This window comes from Pseudomonas sp. MF6747 (assembly GCF_963890955.1).
In the GTDB taxonomy this organism is placed as follows: domain Bacteria; phylum Pseudomonadota; class Gammaproteobacteria; order Pseudomonadales; family Pseudomonadaceae; genus Aquipseudomonas.
In genome coordinates this window covers 60005-74704 of sequence record NZ_CAWPSZ010000045.1, presented here as the reverse complement: position 1 = coordinate 74704, position 14700 = coordinate 60005, and the positions used below count along the sequence as shown (strand labels likewise).

At 58.8% G+C, this 14700-nt stretch carries 11 protein-coding genes and 1 pseudogene; 5 read left to right on the top strand and 7 right to left on the bottom strand.

Translation table 11 applies throughout. From position 1 onward, the window contains the following. Position 1: 1 nt before the first annotated feature. The 4 genes from crcB to AACW30_RS24295 are packed head-to-tail and all read right to left on the bottom strand — an operon-like array spanning position 2 to position 4812. On the bottom strand, positions 2–376 hold the full coding sequence (crcB, locus tag AACW30_RS24310; protein ID WP_034098661.1) for a fluoride efflux transporter CrcB: 375 nt from the start codon (positions 374–376) through the stop codon (positions 2–4). Then, positions 376–1698, bottom strand: coding sequence for a replication-associated recombination protein A (locus tag AACW30_RS24305; RefSeq protein ID WP_106579856.1), 1323 nt, complete (start codon positions 1696–1698; stop codon positions 376–378). Before AACW30_RS24305 ends, crcB begins: the two co-directional genes overlap by 1 nt. A 27-nt stretch (positions 1699–1725) precedes the next feature. Beyond that, positions 1726–2349, bottom strand: coding sequence for an outer membrane lipoprotein chaperone LolA (lolA, locus tag AACW30_RS24300; RefSeq protein WP_106579857.1), 624 nt, complete (start codon positions 2347–2349; stop codon positions 1726–1728). 54 nt (positions 2350–2403) lie between these two features. Then, on the bottom strand, positions 2404–4812 hold the full coding sequence (locus AACW30_RS24295) for a DNA translocase FtsK (protein WP_106579858.1): 2409 nt from the start codon (positions 4810–4812) through the stop codon (positions 2404–2406). A gap of 498 nt (positions 4813–5310) precedes the next feature. Between AACW30_RS24295 and aat the strand changes: the two are divergent. From aat to infA, 3 genes and pseudogenes are all read left to right on the top strand, one after another. Continuing rightward, positions 5311–5989: pseudogene (gene aat / locus AACW30_RS24290) on the top strand (leucyl/phenylalanyl-tRNA--protein transferase). Positions 5990–6045: 56 nt separating this feature from the next. Beyond that, positions 6046–6753, top strand: a complete 708-nt coding sequence (locus AACW30_RS24285) for an arginyltransferase (RefSeq protein WP_106579860.1) — start codon at positions 6046–6048, stop codon at positions 6751–6753. A 100-nt stretch (positions 6754–6853) separates the two neighbouring features. After that, a complete protein-coding gene (infA, locus tag AACW30_RS24280) occupies positions 6854–7072 on the top strand; it encodes a translation initiation factor IF-1 (RefSeq protein ID WP_002553999.1) in 219 nt (72 codons plus the stop codon). Between the two features lie 239 nt (positions 7073–7311). On the opposite strand, the gene clpA is transcribed toward infA, so the two are convergent. Both clpA and clpS read right to left on the bottom strand, forming a co-directional pair. Further along, entirely contained in the window at positions 7312–9582 is a 2271-nt protein-coding gene (gene clpA / locus AACW30_RS24275) for an ATP-dependent Clp protease ATP-binding subunit ClpA (RefSeq protein ID WP_106579861.1), read from the bottom strand. A gap of 29 nt (positions 9583–9611) precedes the next feature. Continuing rightward, a complete protein-coding gene (gene clpS, locus AACW30_RS24270) occupies positions 9612–9980 on the bottom strand; it encodes an ATP-dependent Clp protease adapter ClpS (RefSeq protein ID WP_005789091.1) in 369 nt (122 codons plus the stop codon). 223 nt (positions 9981–10203) lie between these two features. Here clpS and cspD point away from each other — a divergent pair, with 223 nt between their 5' ends. Further along, positions 10204–10515, top strand: coding sequence for a cold shock domain-containing protein CspD (gene cspD, locus AACW30_RS24265; RefSeq protein ID WP_119736261.1), 312 nt, complete (start codon positions 10204–10206; stop codon positions 10513–10515). Between the two features lie 79 nt (positions 10516–10594). On the opposite strand, the gene icd is transcribed toward cspD, so the two are convergent. Continuing rightward, the gene (icd, locus tag AACW30_RS24260) at positions 10595–11851 is read right to left on the bottom strand and encodes an NADP-dependent isocitrate dehydrogenase (RefSeq protein WP_028616796.1); all 1257 of its coding nucleotides are present in this window, start codon (positions 11849–11851) and stop codon (positions 10595–10597) included. Positions 11852–12344: 493 nt separating this feature from the next. Here icd and AACW30_RS24255 point away from each other — a divergent pair, with 493 nt between their 5' ends. Next, the gene (locus AACW30_RS24255; RefSeq protein ID WP_200623634.1) at positions 12345–14570 is read left to right on the top strand and encodes an NADP-dependent isocitrate dehydrogenase; all 2226 of its coding nucleotides are present in this window, start codon (positions 12345–12347) and stop codon (positions 14568–14570) included. Positions 14571–14700 lie beyond the last annotated feature (130 nt).

The following is a 14700-nucleotide window of genomic DNA, read 5'->3' as shown; positions in this document are numbered from 1 at the left end:
ATCAAAGTTTGGTCAAGGACAGGCCAGCCCAGGTGGCGAGCAGCCCGCCGAACACGCTGATGCCCAAGTAGCCGAAGGCGACCAGGGCTTGCCCGCTTTCCAGCAGGCGCAGCGTATCCAGTGAAAAGGATGAAAAGGTCGTCAGACCGCCTACAAAGCCGACAATCAAGCCGGCGCGAATCTCAATCGGCACTTCCGGGCGCAACAGGAACCAGCCGTACAACAGCCCGATGATCAAGCAGCCCACCAGGTTGACCGCCAGGGTCGCCGCATAAAAATGCTTGGGCCAGTTGGCGCTCACCCACGTACCGGTGGCGAAACGCAATAATGTACCAGCGATGCCGGCTACGGACACGGCAAGAATGGTCTTGAGCACTACTTTCTCCGCTGTTTGGGGCTGAGGCGATCGAGTTGGGCGAGGTGATTGAGCTTTTCACCAATCTTCAGCTCCAGCCCACGGGGCACCGGCTGGTAGAACGGCTGCGGCTCAAGCTCATCGGGAAAATAGTCTTCACCGGCGGCGTAGGCGTCCGGCTCATCATGGGCATAGCGGTATTCGTCACCGTAGCCCAGTTGTTTCATCAGCTTGGTCGGGGCGTTGCGCAGGTGCAACGGCACTTCCAGCGAGCCGTGTTCGGCCGCAGCGCGCAGGGCCGACTTGAAGCCCATGTAAACGGCGTTGCTCTTGGGAGCGCAGGCCAAGTAAGTGATGGCCTGCGCCACCGCCAACTCGCCTTCCGGGCTGCCGAGGCGCTCCTGCACTTCCCAGGCGGCGAGGCACAGGCTCAGCGCGCGCGGGTCGGCATTGCCGATGTCTTCGCTGGCCATGCGCACCACACGGCGCGCCAGGTACAGCGGGTCGCAGCCGCCGTCGATCATGCGCGCAAACCAATACAGCGCGCCGTCGGGGTTGGAGCCGCGTACGGATTTGTGCAGCGCCGAGATCTGGTCGTAGAAGGCTTCGCCCCCCTTGTCAAAGCGCCGGCGAGTGTCGCCCAGCAGGCTCTGCAGGAGGTCGACGCCGATCTCGCTGTGGTCTTCGGCCAGATCCGACGCGTTCTCCAGCAGGTTGAGAAAGCGCCGACCGTCGCCATCGGCGGCGCTCATCAAAATCTTGAAGCCTTCGTCGCTGAGGCTGAGCTGGCGTTTGCCCAAGCCCTTGTCTTCGCTCAATGCACGCTGCAACAGCTTGCGCATCGCGGCTTCGTCCAGGCTCTTGAGCACATAGACCCGCGCCCGCGACAGCAATGCGTTGTTGAGTTCAAACGACGGGTTTTCGGTGGTGGCGCCGATAAAAATCAGTGTGCCGTCTTCGACATACGGCAAAAACGCATCCTGCTGCGACTTGTTGAAGCGGTGCACCTCATCAACGAACAGGATGGTGCGCTTGCCGTATTGCCCGGCCTGCTGCTTGGCCACCTCAACCGCCTGACGGATCTCCTTGACCCCGGCCAACACCGCCGAAACCGTTTCGAAGTGCGCATCCGAGACCTTCGCCAGCAAGCGCGCCAGGGTGGTTTTACCCACGCCTGGCGGCCCCCAGAAAATCATCGAGTGCAGCGCACCCTGCTCCAGGGCTTCGCGCAATGGCTTGCCGCGAGCGAGCAGGTGTTCTTGCCCGACGTACTCGTCCAGGTTGGTCGAACGCAAACGCGCGGCCAAGGGTTGAGCAATCGGGTCACTTCGAAACAAATCCATGGGCAGCGCTTGAAACCTCTAAACAGTTTATTCCTGGATCACGTCGGCACCCTTGGGGATGACGAACTTGAACTTGGAAGCATCCACGACGCCGTTGGCCTTGACCGCGGAGAACAGGATATCGGTGCGCTGACCAACGCTGTCGATCAGGCGCATGTTGTTGATCACGCCATTGCCAAACGACAGTTGCAGGCTGTCAAACAGCGTGTCCTTGGACTTGGGCTTGAGGGTGAACTCAATTACGTTGCTGGTTTGCTTGGAGGTGATATCAAAACTGTCGCTGATTTTCGACACATCGCCCGACAGCAGCAGCGCCGGGGTCTGGTTCAAACGCGGGTCGAGCTTTTTGATGGTCGCCTGCTCCAGGTCCGGGTCCCACAAGGTGACTTTCTGGCCGTCGGAGACGATGGTCTGCTCGTTCGGCGCGTCGGTTTTCCAGTAGAACAGGCCCGGGCGCTGTACGGCCATTTCACCGGCGGTTTCCTGCAACTGGGTGCCGCCACCATCCAGGGTCAGCTGGGAGAAGCGCGCCGTCAGGGTCTTGGATTTGTCCAACAGGTTGGTCAGGCTGGCCACGGAGGCCGGATCAGCGTGGGCCGAAACAGCAGTCAGGGCCAGGGCCGGCAACAACAGCATGCGGATAAGACGCATGGGAGTCCTCATTGAGTCGTTAAGGCGAGCCGCGTGCTACCACACGGCACGAGATCAGTCGCGCATCTGCCCGGGGGCGATGACTTCGCGCGAGCCGTTGGTGTTCATTGCGGTCACGACGCCAGCGTTTTCCATGGCTTCGATCATGCGGGCGGCGCGGTTGTAGCCGATTTTCAGTTTGCGCTGCACCGCAGAGATCGAGGCACGGCGGCTTTCAAGCACGAACGCCACGGCTTCGTCGTACAGCGCGTCGGTTTCGGCGTCGTCGTCACCACCGCTGCTGCCACCGTCGAAGCCGCTGCCGGCCTCTTCGACACCGGCGAGGATGTCGTCGTTGTATTCCGGCGCGCCGCGCAGTTTCCAGGCTTCCACCACACGGTGTACTTCGTCGTCGGAAACGAACGCGCCGTGAACCCGAATCGGCAGGCTGGTGCCGGGCGGCATGTAGAGCATGTCACCGTGACCCAGCAGTTGCTCGGCGCCGCCCTGGTCGATGATGGTGCGCGAGTCGATCTTGCTGGAAACCTGAAACGCCATGCGCGTCGGGATGTTGGCCTTGATCAGACCCGTGATCACGTCCACCGATGGCCGCTGGGTCGCCAGGATCAAGTGAATACCGGCCGCCCGGGCTTTCTGAGCGATACGTGCGATCAGCTCTTCAACCTTCTTGCCGACGATCATCATCATGTCGGCAAATTCGTCGACCACGACCACGATGGTCGGCAGCTTGGTCAGCAGCGGCGCTTCGTCGTGGATATTTTCGCGCTTGTACAGTGGGTCGGTCAGCGGCGTGCCGGCGTCCTGGGCTTCCTTGACCTTGGCGTTGAAGCCCGACAGGTTTCGTACGCCCATCTTCGCCATCAGTTTGTAGCGGCGCTCCATCTCGGCCACGCTCCAGCGCAAGGCGTTGGCGGCGTCCTTCATATCGGTGACCACCGGGCAGAGCAGGTGCGGAATGCCTTCGTAGATCGACAATTCCAACATCTTCGGGTCGATCATGATCAGCTTGGCGTCATCCGGGCCAGATTTGAACAGGATCGACAGGATCATCGCGTTCACGCCCACCGATTTACCGGAACCGGTGGTACCGGCCACCAGCAGGTGCGGCATTTTCGCCAGGTCGGTGATCACCGGCTTGCCGCCGATGTCATGGCCCAGGGCCAAGGTGACCGGCGATTTGAAGTTGTCGTATTCCGGCGTCGACAGCACTTCGGAGAAGCGCACGATCTGCCGGTCTTCATTGGGAATCTCGATGCCCACGGTGGTCTTGCCGGGGATCACTTCCACCACACGCACGCTGGTCACCGCCAGGGAGCGGGCCAAGTCTTTGGCCAGGTTGGAAATGCGGCTGACCTTGACGCCGGCGGCGGGCTGGATTTCGTAACGGGTAATAACCGGGCCCGGGTGGATCGAGTCGACGGAAACTTCGACGCCGAACTCCTTGAGTTTGATTTCCAGCAGATGGCCGACGGCCGCCAGGGACTCCGGGGAATAATTGAGTTGTTTCTTTTCGGCCGGGTCGAGAATCGAGATCGGCGGCAAGGTGCCTTCCACGGCGCTGTCGATAAACAACGGCGCCTGTTTCTCTTTCTGTACGCGATGGCTCGGCTCGGGAGCCTTGGGCGGCGCTGGGGCGATCACCGGCGGCACCTGCTTCTCGCGGTCCGACATGTGCTTGCTCAGGGCCTGCTCGCGCTCGATCAGGCGCTCCTTGACCTTGGCCTGTTCGCGTCGGTCCGGTGTGCTTGGGGCCACCACTTCGTTGACGCGGGTGTCCACCTCGCGCAGCTGCGCAACCATGCGTTTGCGATCAACGCGCGCCGACCACCAGCGGTTGGCCGCACCCTGGAACAATTCGAGCAGGTCGAGGGTGATCTTGCCGGTGACGTCCATCACCTTGAACCACGACAGGTCGGTGAACACCGTCAGGCCGAACAGGAACAGCGCGATGAACATCAAGGTGCTGCCCTGGATATTCAGGCTCTTGCGCGCCAGGTCGCCAAGGCTCTCGCCCAGCGCACCGCCCGCGCCCGCCGGCAAACCGGTGGGCGCATGAAAGTGGATGTGCGCCAGGGCCGCACCGGACAGCACCAGAAACACCAGGCCGATCAAACGCCAGGAGAACAGCCAGCCGCTCCACTGCCACGGCTCGTGGCGCTGGCGGAAGATCTGCCAGGTCTTGATCGCCAGCAACAACGGGAAGATGTACGCAAAGTAACCCAGCACCATGAACAGAATGTCGGCACTGTAGGAACCGGCAGGTCCACCGAAGTTCTGCACGTCTTCGATCTTGCTGTTGTGGCTCCAGCCTGGATCGTCCTTGCCATAGGTCAGCAAGGCCATCATCAGGAACAGGCACAGGGCGCCGATGGCGATCAGCGCCCCTTCCTTGAGTCGGTAGTGCAGGTGCTGGCGCCAGGCCGGCACGACTGCTGCTTTAGGTGTTGCGGCGGATTTCTTCAAAACGGGTCTTTTCCTGCGCCTTTAGCGCGTCCATCTGTTGAATGACTGCACACTACCGCTCAATCCGAGCGGCTGAAAAATGAACGAACGTCGCTGAATCTACTTTTAACACTGGGTGATGAAAGGGTGAAATGGCGATAACGCCACAATGGCCGCATTGTACGGGTTTGCGCCCGCGATGCCACGCCCTTGCCCATCACTGAGCAGCATAGACAAATGAAGCGTCACAGCATGTTCAATTTGAGCATGCATTGTCTTTGCTGACAAAGGCTTATGAGCTGTTTTTAGCAATCCAGGCAAGCTTGGCAAATGGCCTGCATTGTCTGGACCCGATTACGACCGCGACTCGGGCACAGAGTTGCAGAAACACGCGCTCACGCTAATCCTCGCCGATACCCGATTCGGGCTGGCCCCACAGCGCTGTGTCGACAATAATCACCGTTGCTGCGGCCGGCGACCCGCCTGCCACTCCCCTCCCCTTCCGTAAGCCTGGATGCCATGCTGACCTGGTTACAACGCGACTCCCTGACTTTTCCGCCGCTGGCCAAGGCCATGCGCGAACCCAATGGCCTGCTTGCCGCCGGTGGCGACCTGTCGGCCGAACGCCTGATCCAGGCTTACCGGCATGGCTGCTTTCCATGGTTCTCGCAAGGCCAACCGATTCTTTGGTGGTCACCCGACCCGCGCACCGTGATATTCCCCGACGAACTGCATGTCTCGCGCAGCCTCGGCAAACTGCTGCGTCAACAGCGTTACAGCGTGACGTTCGATCAGGACTTCGCTGCCGTCATCCAGGCGTGCGCCGCACCGCGCAGCTACGCCGATGGCACCTGGATCACCGAGGGCATCCAGAACGCCTACCTGGAGCTGCACCAGCGCGGCTACGCACACTCGGTGGAAGTGTGGGATGGTGGCGAACTGGTTGGCGGTCTGTATGGGCTGGCGATGGGCCAACTGTTCTTTGGCGAATCCATGTTCAGCCGTGCCGACAACGCGTCGAAATTCGGTTTCGCCACCTTGACCCGGCAGCTGCAGGCCTGGGGTTTTGTGCTGATCGACTGCCAGATGCCCAATGACCACTTGCACAGCCTTGGCGCGCGCCATACCGCGCAGTGATTTCGCGGCCTTCCTGCGCAACCATTTGGACCAACCCAGCTCTGGACCGTGGGTTTCCTAGGCGACTTCCTCACACGTGGCTTACACTTATTTCAAAGCTTATCCCGAGGGTTGATCATGACCGAGCTGGCGCGCTTGAAGTTTTATGCCACTCAAGCCCACTCTTGCAGCTATCTGCCCGACGAGCAGGCCACCACGCTGTTCCTCGACCCCAGCCAGCCAATGGACGTGCACGTATACGCCGACCTGTCAGAGATGGGTTTTCGGCGCAGCGGCGATCACCTGTACCGCCCCCATTGCCAGAACTGCAATGCTTGCGTACCGGCACGCATCCCGGCTGCGCAGTTTTTGCCGGACCGTAACCAGAAACGCATCCTCAAGCGCAATGCCGACCTGACGGTGACTGCCACCAAGCCTCAGTACAGCGAAGAATATTTCGACCTCTACCAGCGCTACATCGAACAACGCCATGCCGACGGCGACATGTTCCCACCCAGTCGCGATCAGTTTTCGACGTTCCTGGTGCGCGACCTGCCGTTTTCTCGGTTCTATGAGTTTCGCCTGGACGGACGCCTGCTCGCGGTGGCCGTGACCGATCTGCTGCCTAACGGCCTGTCGGCGGTGTATACGTTCTACGAGCCAGGCGAAGAACGTCGCAGCTTGGGACGCTTTGCAATTTTGTGGCAAATCGGCGAAGCCTTGCGTCTGGAACTGGAGGCGGTGTACCTCGGTTACTGGATAAAAAACTGCAAAAAGATGAACTACAAGACCCAATATCGGCCCATTGAGCTACTTATTAATCAAAGATGGGTCACGCTTAACTAGAACCCCTTGGCTTAAACACCCTTTTTCGGGCACAATGCACGCCGCTTTTGCCTGGCGCAGTTGCACCGGGCCATTCACTGGATACCGAGGGCTTTACTGCATGTCGAAAGAAGACAGCTTCGAAATGGAAGGCACTGTCGTCGACACCCTGCCCAACACCATGTTTCGTGTGGAGTTGGAAAATGGGCACGTCGTAACCGCGCATATCTCCGGCAAGATGCGCAAGAACTACATTCGTATTCTTACCGGTGACAAGGTGCGCGTTGAGCTGACGCCCTATGACTTGAGCAAAGGGCGCATCACTTACCGCGCTCGTTAATCAAGTCAATACAAAACGCCCGGTTCTGCCGGGCGTTTTTGTGTGTGCGCTGTCTATCCAGACGCGCGAGATTAATAAGGGAGTTGGCTTACCGCCGATAGCGTAATCACAGTGAGCACGTCGCTGACTGATCTATCTGATCGCAGGCGAGCCAGCCCCCACAATTGATCCTCAGCGTTTGAGACAGACAGCAAAAAGGCGCCCTTGGGCGCCTTTTTGCTTTGTTGCGGTCAGCGATATCAGGCCATTTCGGCCGTGGTTTCGAAATCGAAGGTCAGCTCGCCGTCCTTCAGATCGATATGCACCACGCCACCATGGTCGGAAAGCTCGCCGAACAGGATCTCTTCGGCCAGTGGCCGCTTGATCTTGTCCTGGATCAGACGTGCCATTGGGCGAGCGCCCATTGCCGCGTCGTAACCACCCTCCGCCAGCCAATTGCGTGCCGCGTCCGTTACATCCAGCTGCACGCGCTTGTCTTCCAACTGTGCTTGAAGCTCGGTAAGGAACTTGTCCACCACGCTTTTGATGACCTCATGGCTGAGGCGACCAAACTGGATAATGGTGTCCAGGCGGTTGCGGAACTCCGGCGTGAAGCTTTTCTTGATCACTTCCATCGCATCAGAGGAGTGATCCTGATGCGTAAAGCCAATCGAAGCCCGCGCGGCGGTTTCAGCACCGGCGTTGGTGGTCATGATCACGATCACGTTGCGGAAGTCTGCCTTGCGCCCGTTGTTATCAGTCAGGGTCCCGTGATCCATAACCTGCAGCAGCAGGTTGAAGACTTCCGGGTGGGCCTTCTCGATTTCATCGAGCAGCAACACGCAGTGGGGCTGCTTGGTAATCGCCTCGGTCAACAGACCGCCCTGGTCGAAACCGACGTAGCCCGGAGGCGCACCGATCAAGCGCGACACCGTGTGGCGCTCCATGTATTCGGACATGTCAAAGCGCACCAGCTCAATGCCCATGGCCTTGGCCAACTGCCGCGCCGCCTCGGTCTTGCCGACGCCGGTAGGGCCTGCGAACAGGAACGAACCGACCGGCTTGTCCGGCGACTTGAGGCCCGCACGCGACAGCTTGATCGCGGTAGACAGCGAGTCGATGGCCGCGTCCTGGCCGAACACGGTGAGCTTGAGGTCACGTTCCAGGTTACGCAGCAGTTCTTTGTCGGAGCTGGTGACGTGTTTTGGCGGAATCCGCGCGATCTTCGCCACGATGTCCTCAACCTGAGGCACGTCGATGCGCTTCACGCGCTTCTCGACAGGTTGCAGGCGCTGGTAGGCACCTGCTTCGTCGATCACGTCGATGGCTTTATCTGGCATATGCCGGTCATTGATGTAGCGCGACGCCAGTTCAGCCGCTGCGCGCAGCGCCTCATCGGTGTACTCGATGCCATGGTGCGCTTCGAAACGCCCCTTGAGCCCGCGCAGGATGCCGATAGTGTCTTCAACCGAAGGCTCGGACACGTCGACTTTCTGGAAGCGACGCGCCAAGGCACGGTCTTTCTCGAAGATCCCGCGAAATTCCTGGAACGTGGTCGAACCGATGCAACGGATATCACCCGACGACAGCAACGGTTTGAGCAGGTTAGAGGCGTCCATCACCCCACCGGAAGCCGCACCGGCACCAATGATGGTGTGGATCTCATCGATAAACAGGATTGCTTGCGGGCGCTTTTTCAGCTCACCGAGCAGCGCCTTGAAGCGCTTCTCGAAGTCGCCACGGTACTTGGTCCCGGCGAGCAACGCGCCCAGGTCAAGGGAGTAGACGACACTGTTGGCCAGCAGGTCAGGCACCTGGTTATCGACAATTCGCTTGGCCAGGCCTTCAGCAATCGCGGTTTTACCCACGCCCGCCTCGCCCACCAGCAATGGGTTGTTTTTGCGACGACGCGCGAGGATCTGCGCTACGCGCTCAACTTCAAGCTCGCGACCCACCAGCGGGTCGATCCGCCCCTGGCGCGCCAACTCGTTGAGGTTGCTGGCATAGGCATCCAGCGGGTTGCTTGAAGAAGAAGACTCACCGCCCTCGTCGTCCTGCATATCCTGCTCACCCTCGGAATGATCGCCGTGCCCTGGCACTTTGGAGATACCGTGGGCGATGTAGTTGACGACATCAATACGCGCAACGCTCTGCTGCTTGAGCAGAAACACTGCCTGGCTTTCCTGTTCGCTAAAGATAGCCACAAGCACATTGGCGCCTGTGACTTCACGCTTGCCGGAGCTCTGGACGTGGAATACCGCACGCTGCAAGACCCGCTGGAAGCCCAGGGTTGGCTGGGTTTCGCGGTCCTCGTCATGCACGGGGATCAGTGGCGTAGTGGAGTCGATAAACTCCTGCAGGTCATGCTTGAGTTTGTCGAGGTTGGCGCCGCATGCACGTAGAACGGTGGCGGCAGCTTCGTTATCCAAAAGTGCCAGCAGCAGGTGCTCGACGGTCATGAATTCATGACGCTTCGAACGGGCCTCCTTGAAGGCAAGATTGAGGGTGACTTCGAGCTCGCGGTTTAACATAGCTTCACCTCATACCCAAGTGGTCGGCGTTAACCGTCCTTCTCGATTTCACAGAGTAGCGGATGCTGGCTTTCCCTGGCGTACTGGTTGACCTGCATGGCCTTTGTCTCGGCGATGTCGCGGGTAAACACTCCACATACTGCCCGTCCTTCTGTGTGAACGGCCAGCATTACCTTGGTCGCCAACTCGCGGTTCAGGTTAAAAAACACCTCGAGTACTTCGACCACGAAATCCATCGGTGTGTAGTCATCATTGAACAAAACCACCTTGTACATCGGCGGCGCCTGTAAGGCAGGCTTCGCTTCCTGAACAGCAATGCCCGCAGAACCGTCGTCGTCATGTTCCTGATCCGGGCGATCCTGATTGAATGTTAGTCGAATCTGGCTGTTTGCATGCATGGAAAGAAAGGTTCGTCAGTGGCTCAAGTACAGTGATGGGGGCGACCTGTCAGAATTTCAACTCTGACCCAATGGTCGCCTTGACTATCGGCGAATCAGTGTTACAACCAATAGAGCCCACAGTGGGTAAAAAAGGTCCGCGCAGTCAACCTTATTTATTCGGGTTAGGACGGATAAACTGGATGATACTCCAGTGATGGAGTCTGGTGCAGAGGGATATGGTATGTCTGGCGTCAAGATCAATGGCAAGGTCAAATGGTTTAACAATGCCAAAGGCTACGGTTTCATAAATGCAGAAGGAAAACCCGAAGAAGATCTCTTTGCGCATTATTCAGCGATTACCATGGACGGGTACAAGACGCTGAAAGCGGGCCAAGCAGTGACATTTGAAACTATTCAGGGGCCCAAGGGACTGCACGCCGTTGCAATCTCGGCGGCTGAGGCGCAAACAGAGGCGCTGCCACCTGAAGAAATGCACGAAAAGAAGCTCAAGACAGATCAGCCCACTCAATCGAAAAAGAAGCAAACGGCCTGATCAGTTTTTTTCAGCAAGTGCCTCAAAAAAACCGGCCATTCCGAGACTTCAGAATGGCCGGTTTTTTATGGCGCGTAATTTACATATGCGAAATCAACGCATCACCAAAGCCCGATGACGACACCAGCGTCGCGCCATCCATCAAGCGCTCGAAGTCATAGGTCACGGTTTTGGCCGAAATCGCACCATTGGTGCCCTTGATGATCAAGTCGGCCGCTTCGGTCCAGCCCATATGGCGCAGCATCATTTCCGCCGACAGAATCAATGAGCCCGGGTTGACCTGATCCTTGCCCGCATACTTGGGCGCCGTGCCGTGGGTGGCCTCGAACATCGCCACGGTATCGGAGAGGTTGGCCCCCGGCGCAATACCAATCCCACCTACTTCCGCCGCCAGGGCATCGGAAAGGTAGTCACCGTTCAGGTTGAGGGTCGCGATCACGTCATATTCGGCCGGACGCAGCAAAATTTGCTGAAGCATCGCATCGGCGATAGCGTCCTTGACCACCACGTTCTTGCCGGTTTTCGGGTTTTTGAACTGCATCCACGGCCCGCCGTCGAGCAACGTCGCACCAAATTCTTCAGCGGCCACTTCGTAGGCCCACTCCTTGAAGGCGCCCTCGGTGAACTTCATGATGTTGCCTTTGTGCACGATGGTCAGCGAATCACGGTCGTTATCCACCACATATTGCAGGGCCTTACGCGCCAGACGTTTGGTGCCCTCTTTGGAGACCGGCTTGACGCCAATCCCGCAGTCCTGGTCGAAGCGGATCTTGGTGACGCCCATTTCTTCCTTGAGAAACTTGATCACCTTGATCGCTTCCGGCGAGCCGGCCTTCCACTCGATGCCGGCGTAAATATCTTCGGAGTTCTCACGAAAGATCGTCATATCCACATCGCCAGGCTTCTTGACCGGGCTGGGCACCCCTTCAAACCAGCGCACCGGGCGCAGGCACACATACAGGTCGAGTTGTTGACGCAGGGCCACGTTCAAAGAACGAATGCCACCGCCGACCGGCGTGGTCAGGGGCCCTTTGATGGACACCACGTAATCCTTGACCGCATCCAGGGTTTCCTGGGGCAGCCAGGTGTCCTGATCGTAGACTTGAGTGGCTTTCTCGCCGGCGTAAACCTCCATCCAGGAGATTTTGCGCTTGCCGCCGTAAGCCTTTTCAACAGCGGCGTCGACCACCTTGATCATCACTGGGCTGATGTCGACGCCAATACCGTCGCCTTCTATATAAGGGATGATCGGTTGGTCAGGAACATTGAGAGAATGGTCTGCATTGACGGTGATTTTGTCGCCGACTGCCGGAACCTGAATCTTCTTGTATCCCATGCTGAACTCCATCTATGGATTGAACATCTGGCTGCGTTCGAGCCTACTCCAGATATAGGGCGACTGAAACCTCACGCCCCGCTCATTTGCATCGAAAACAGCATATTGGGTCGCCTACAAGCCTGAAAGCAAAGGCAAAATCGCCAATCTTGAGCACATCGTACGACGTTAGTAGCACCTGGCAACCTGCGACCTTTAGACCAATGGACGACGCACCTTTTGTATGAAGGCTCGGCGTAAGCATAGCGACCTATGTATAATGCCGCCGCTGACCCAAGAGTCACGACAGCTGACCGCTCTAGACAGTAGCCTTCAGCCAGAAAGCAGGACTATTACAATAGTCCACCCGCTTGACGCTCGACTGATGCAACCCAACATCACCGCGAAGAAACCTCGACATTTCGCTCATGGATGACTTTGAACGAACGCGCTCCACCCGGCGCATCTCGAGTTTCTGCGCACGCTTTCAGCAAAGAAGAGAGTTAATCCGAATATGCCCACCCGCTCGAAGATCATCTACACCTTCACCGACGAAGCCCCAGCCCTCGCCACCTATTCATTGCTGCCTATCGTAGAGGCCTTCACCGCTTCCGCTGATATTGCCGTGGAAACCCGCGACATTTCCCTCGCCGCGCGCATCCTCGCAAGCTTCCCCGAGCAACTGGGCACCAAGGCTATCCCGGACCACCTCGCCGAACTGGGCGACCTGGCCGTTACGCCTGAAGCCAACATCATCAAGCTGCCTAACATCAGCGCCTCGACCCCGCAGCTGCAAGCTGCGATCAAGGAGCTGCAGGCCCAGGGCTACGCCCTGCCGGACTACCCGGAAACAGTAACCACCGACGCGGAAAAAGAAACCCGTGCACGTTACGACAAGGTCAAGGGCAGCGCCGTGAACCCGGTACTGCGCGAAGGCAACTCTGACCGCCGCGCGCCGCTGTCGGTCAAGAACTACGCACGCAAGCACCCGCACAAAATGGGCGCCTGGGCTGCAGACTCCAAGTCGCACGTCGCTCACATGAGCAACGGCGACTTCTACGGCAGCGAAAAAGCCGTACAGATCGAAGCCGCTGACGCGGTGAAGATCGAGCTGGTTGCCAAAGACGGCACCGCCACCGTGCTGAAAGAAAAGACTTCGGTACAAGCCGGCGAAATCATTGATACCGCCGTGCTGAGCAAAAAAGCCCTGCGCGCGTTCATCGCCGCCGAAATCGAAGATGCCAAGAAACAAGGCGTGCTGCTGTCGGTTCACCTCAAAGCCACCATGATGAAGGTCTCCGACCCGATCATGTTCGGCCAGATCGTTGCCGAGTTCTACAAAGACGCCCTGACCAAGCACGCTGCCGTGCTGGAACAGATCGGCTTCAACCTGAACAACGGCATCGGCGACCTGTACGCTCGCATCAAAGCCCTGCCTGCCGAGCAACAGGCGCAGATCGAAGCTGACATTCAGGCGGTCTACGCCGCTCGCCCTTCCCTGGCGATGGTCAACTCCGACAAAGGCATCACCAACCTGCACGTGCCGAGCGACGTCATCGTCGACGCCTCGATGCCGGCCATGATCCGTGACTCCGGCAAGATGTGGGGCACCGACGGCCAGTTGCACGACACCAAGGCGGTGATCCCGGATCGCTGCTACGCCACCATCTACCAAGCCGTCATCGAAGACTGCAAGGCCAATGGCGCTTTCGACCCAACCACCATGGGCAGTGTGCCAAACGTTGGCCTGATGGCGAAGAAAGCCGAAGAGTACGGCTCCCACGACAAGACTTTCCAGATCAAGGCTGACGGCGTTGTCCGCGTCACCGACAGCAAGGGCAACCTGCTGATGGAACAGGCTGTTGAAGCCGGCGACATCTTCCGCATGTGCCAGACCAAAGACGCGCCGATCCAGGACTGGGTCAAACTGGCCGTCAACCGTGCCCGCGCCAGCAACACCCCGGCGATTTTCTGGCTGGACCCTAAGCGTGCTCACGACGGCGTGGTGGTTGAGAAAGTTCAGGCCTACCTGAAAGACCACAACACCGAAGGCCTGGACATCCGCATCATGTCGCCTGTCGACGCGATGAAGTTCACCCTGGAGCGCACCCGCAAGGGCCTGGACACCATCTCGGTGACCGGCAACGTGCTGCGCGACTACCTGACCGACCTGTTCCCGATCATGGAACTGGGCACCAGCGCCAAGATGCTGTCGATCGTGCCGCTGATGAACGGCGGCGGCCTGTTCGAAACCGGCGCCGGCGGTTCGGCTCCGAAACACGTGCAGCAGCTGGTCGAAGAGAACTTCCTGCGCTGGGATTCCCTGGGCGAGTTCCTGGCCCTGGCAGCGTCGCTTGAACATTTGGGTGTCACTTACAACAACCCGAAAGCCCTGGTGCTGTCCAAGACCCTGGACCAGGCCACTGGCCAGTTCCTCGACAACAACAAGTCGCCATCGCGCAAAGTCGGCAACATCGACAACCGCGGCAGCCACTTCTACCTGGCGCTGTACTGGGCTCAAGCCCTGGCCGCCCAGACCGAAGACACTGCACTGCAAGCGCAGTTCGGCGAACTGGCCAAAACCCTGAGCGACAACGAGGCGACCATCGTTGCCGAGCTGAACGCCGTACAGGGCAAGCCAGTGGACATCGGCGGCTACTACGCGCCGAACCCAGAGCTGACCAGCAAAGCCATGCGCCCAAGCAACACCCTCAACGCGGCAATTGCCAAGTTGAAGTAAGGTTGTAAGGATGCAAAGAAGCCCCGGCCCCGTGCCGGGGTTTCTGTTTCTACCGTTCAACGCAAGAAACCGGATCCCATGTGGGAGGGGGCTTGCCCCCGATAGCGATGGATCAGTCGAGCTATTGGTA

What these genes read in the sequence shown, in the direction of transcription:
- clpA (WP_106579861.1), bottom strand. Translation starts at nt 9,582, where the DNA reads ATGTTAAACCGCGAGCTCGAAGTCACCCTCAATCTTGCCTTCAAGGAG.
- lolA (WP_106579857.1), bottom strand. Translation starts at nt 2,349, where the DNA reads ATGCGTCTTATCCGCATGCTGTTGTTGCCGGCCCTGGCCCTGACTGCT.
- icd (WP_028616796.1), bottom strand. Translation starts at nt 11,851, where the DNA reads ATGGGATACAAGAAGATTCAGGTTCCGGCAGTCGGCGACAAAATCACC.
- infA (WP_002553999.1), top strand. Translation starts at nt 6,854, where the DNA reads ATGTCGAAAGAAGACAGCTTCGAAATGGAAGGCACTGTCGTCGACACC.
- AACW30_RS24285 (WP_106579860.1), top strand. Translation starts at nt 6,046, where the DNA reads ATGACCGAGCTGGCGCGCTTGAAGTTTTATGCCACTCAAGCCCACTCT.
- AACW30_RS24305 (WP_106579856.1), bottom strand. Translation starts at nt 1,698, where the DNA reads ATGGATTTGTTTCGAAGTGACCCGATTGCTCAACCCTTGGCCGCGCGT.
- clpS (WP_005789091.1), bottom strand. Translation starts at nt 9,980, where the DNA reads ATGCATGCAAACAGCCAGATTCGACTAACATTCAATCAGGATCGCCCG.
- cspD (WP_119736261.1), top strand. Translation starts at nt 10,204, where the DNA reads ATGTCTGGCGTCAAGATCAATGGCAAGGTCAAATGGTTTAACAATGCC.
- AACW30_RS24255 (WP_200623634.1), top strand. Translation starts at nt 12,345, where the DNA reads ATGCCCACCCGCTCGAAGATCATCTACACCTTCACCGACGAAGCCCCA.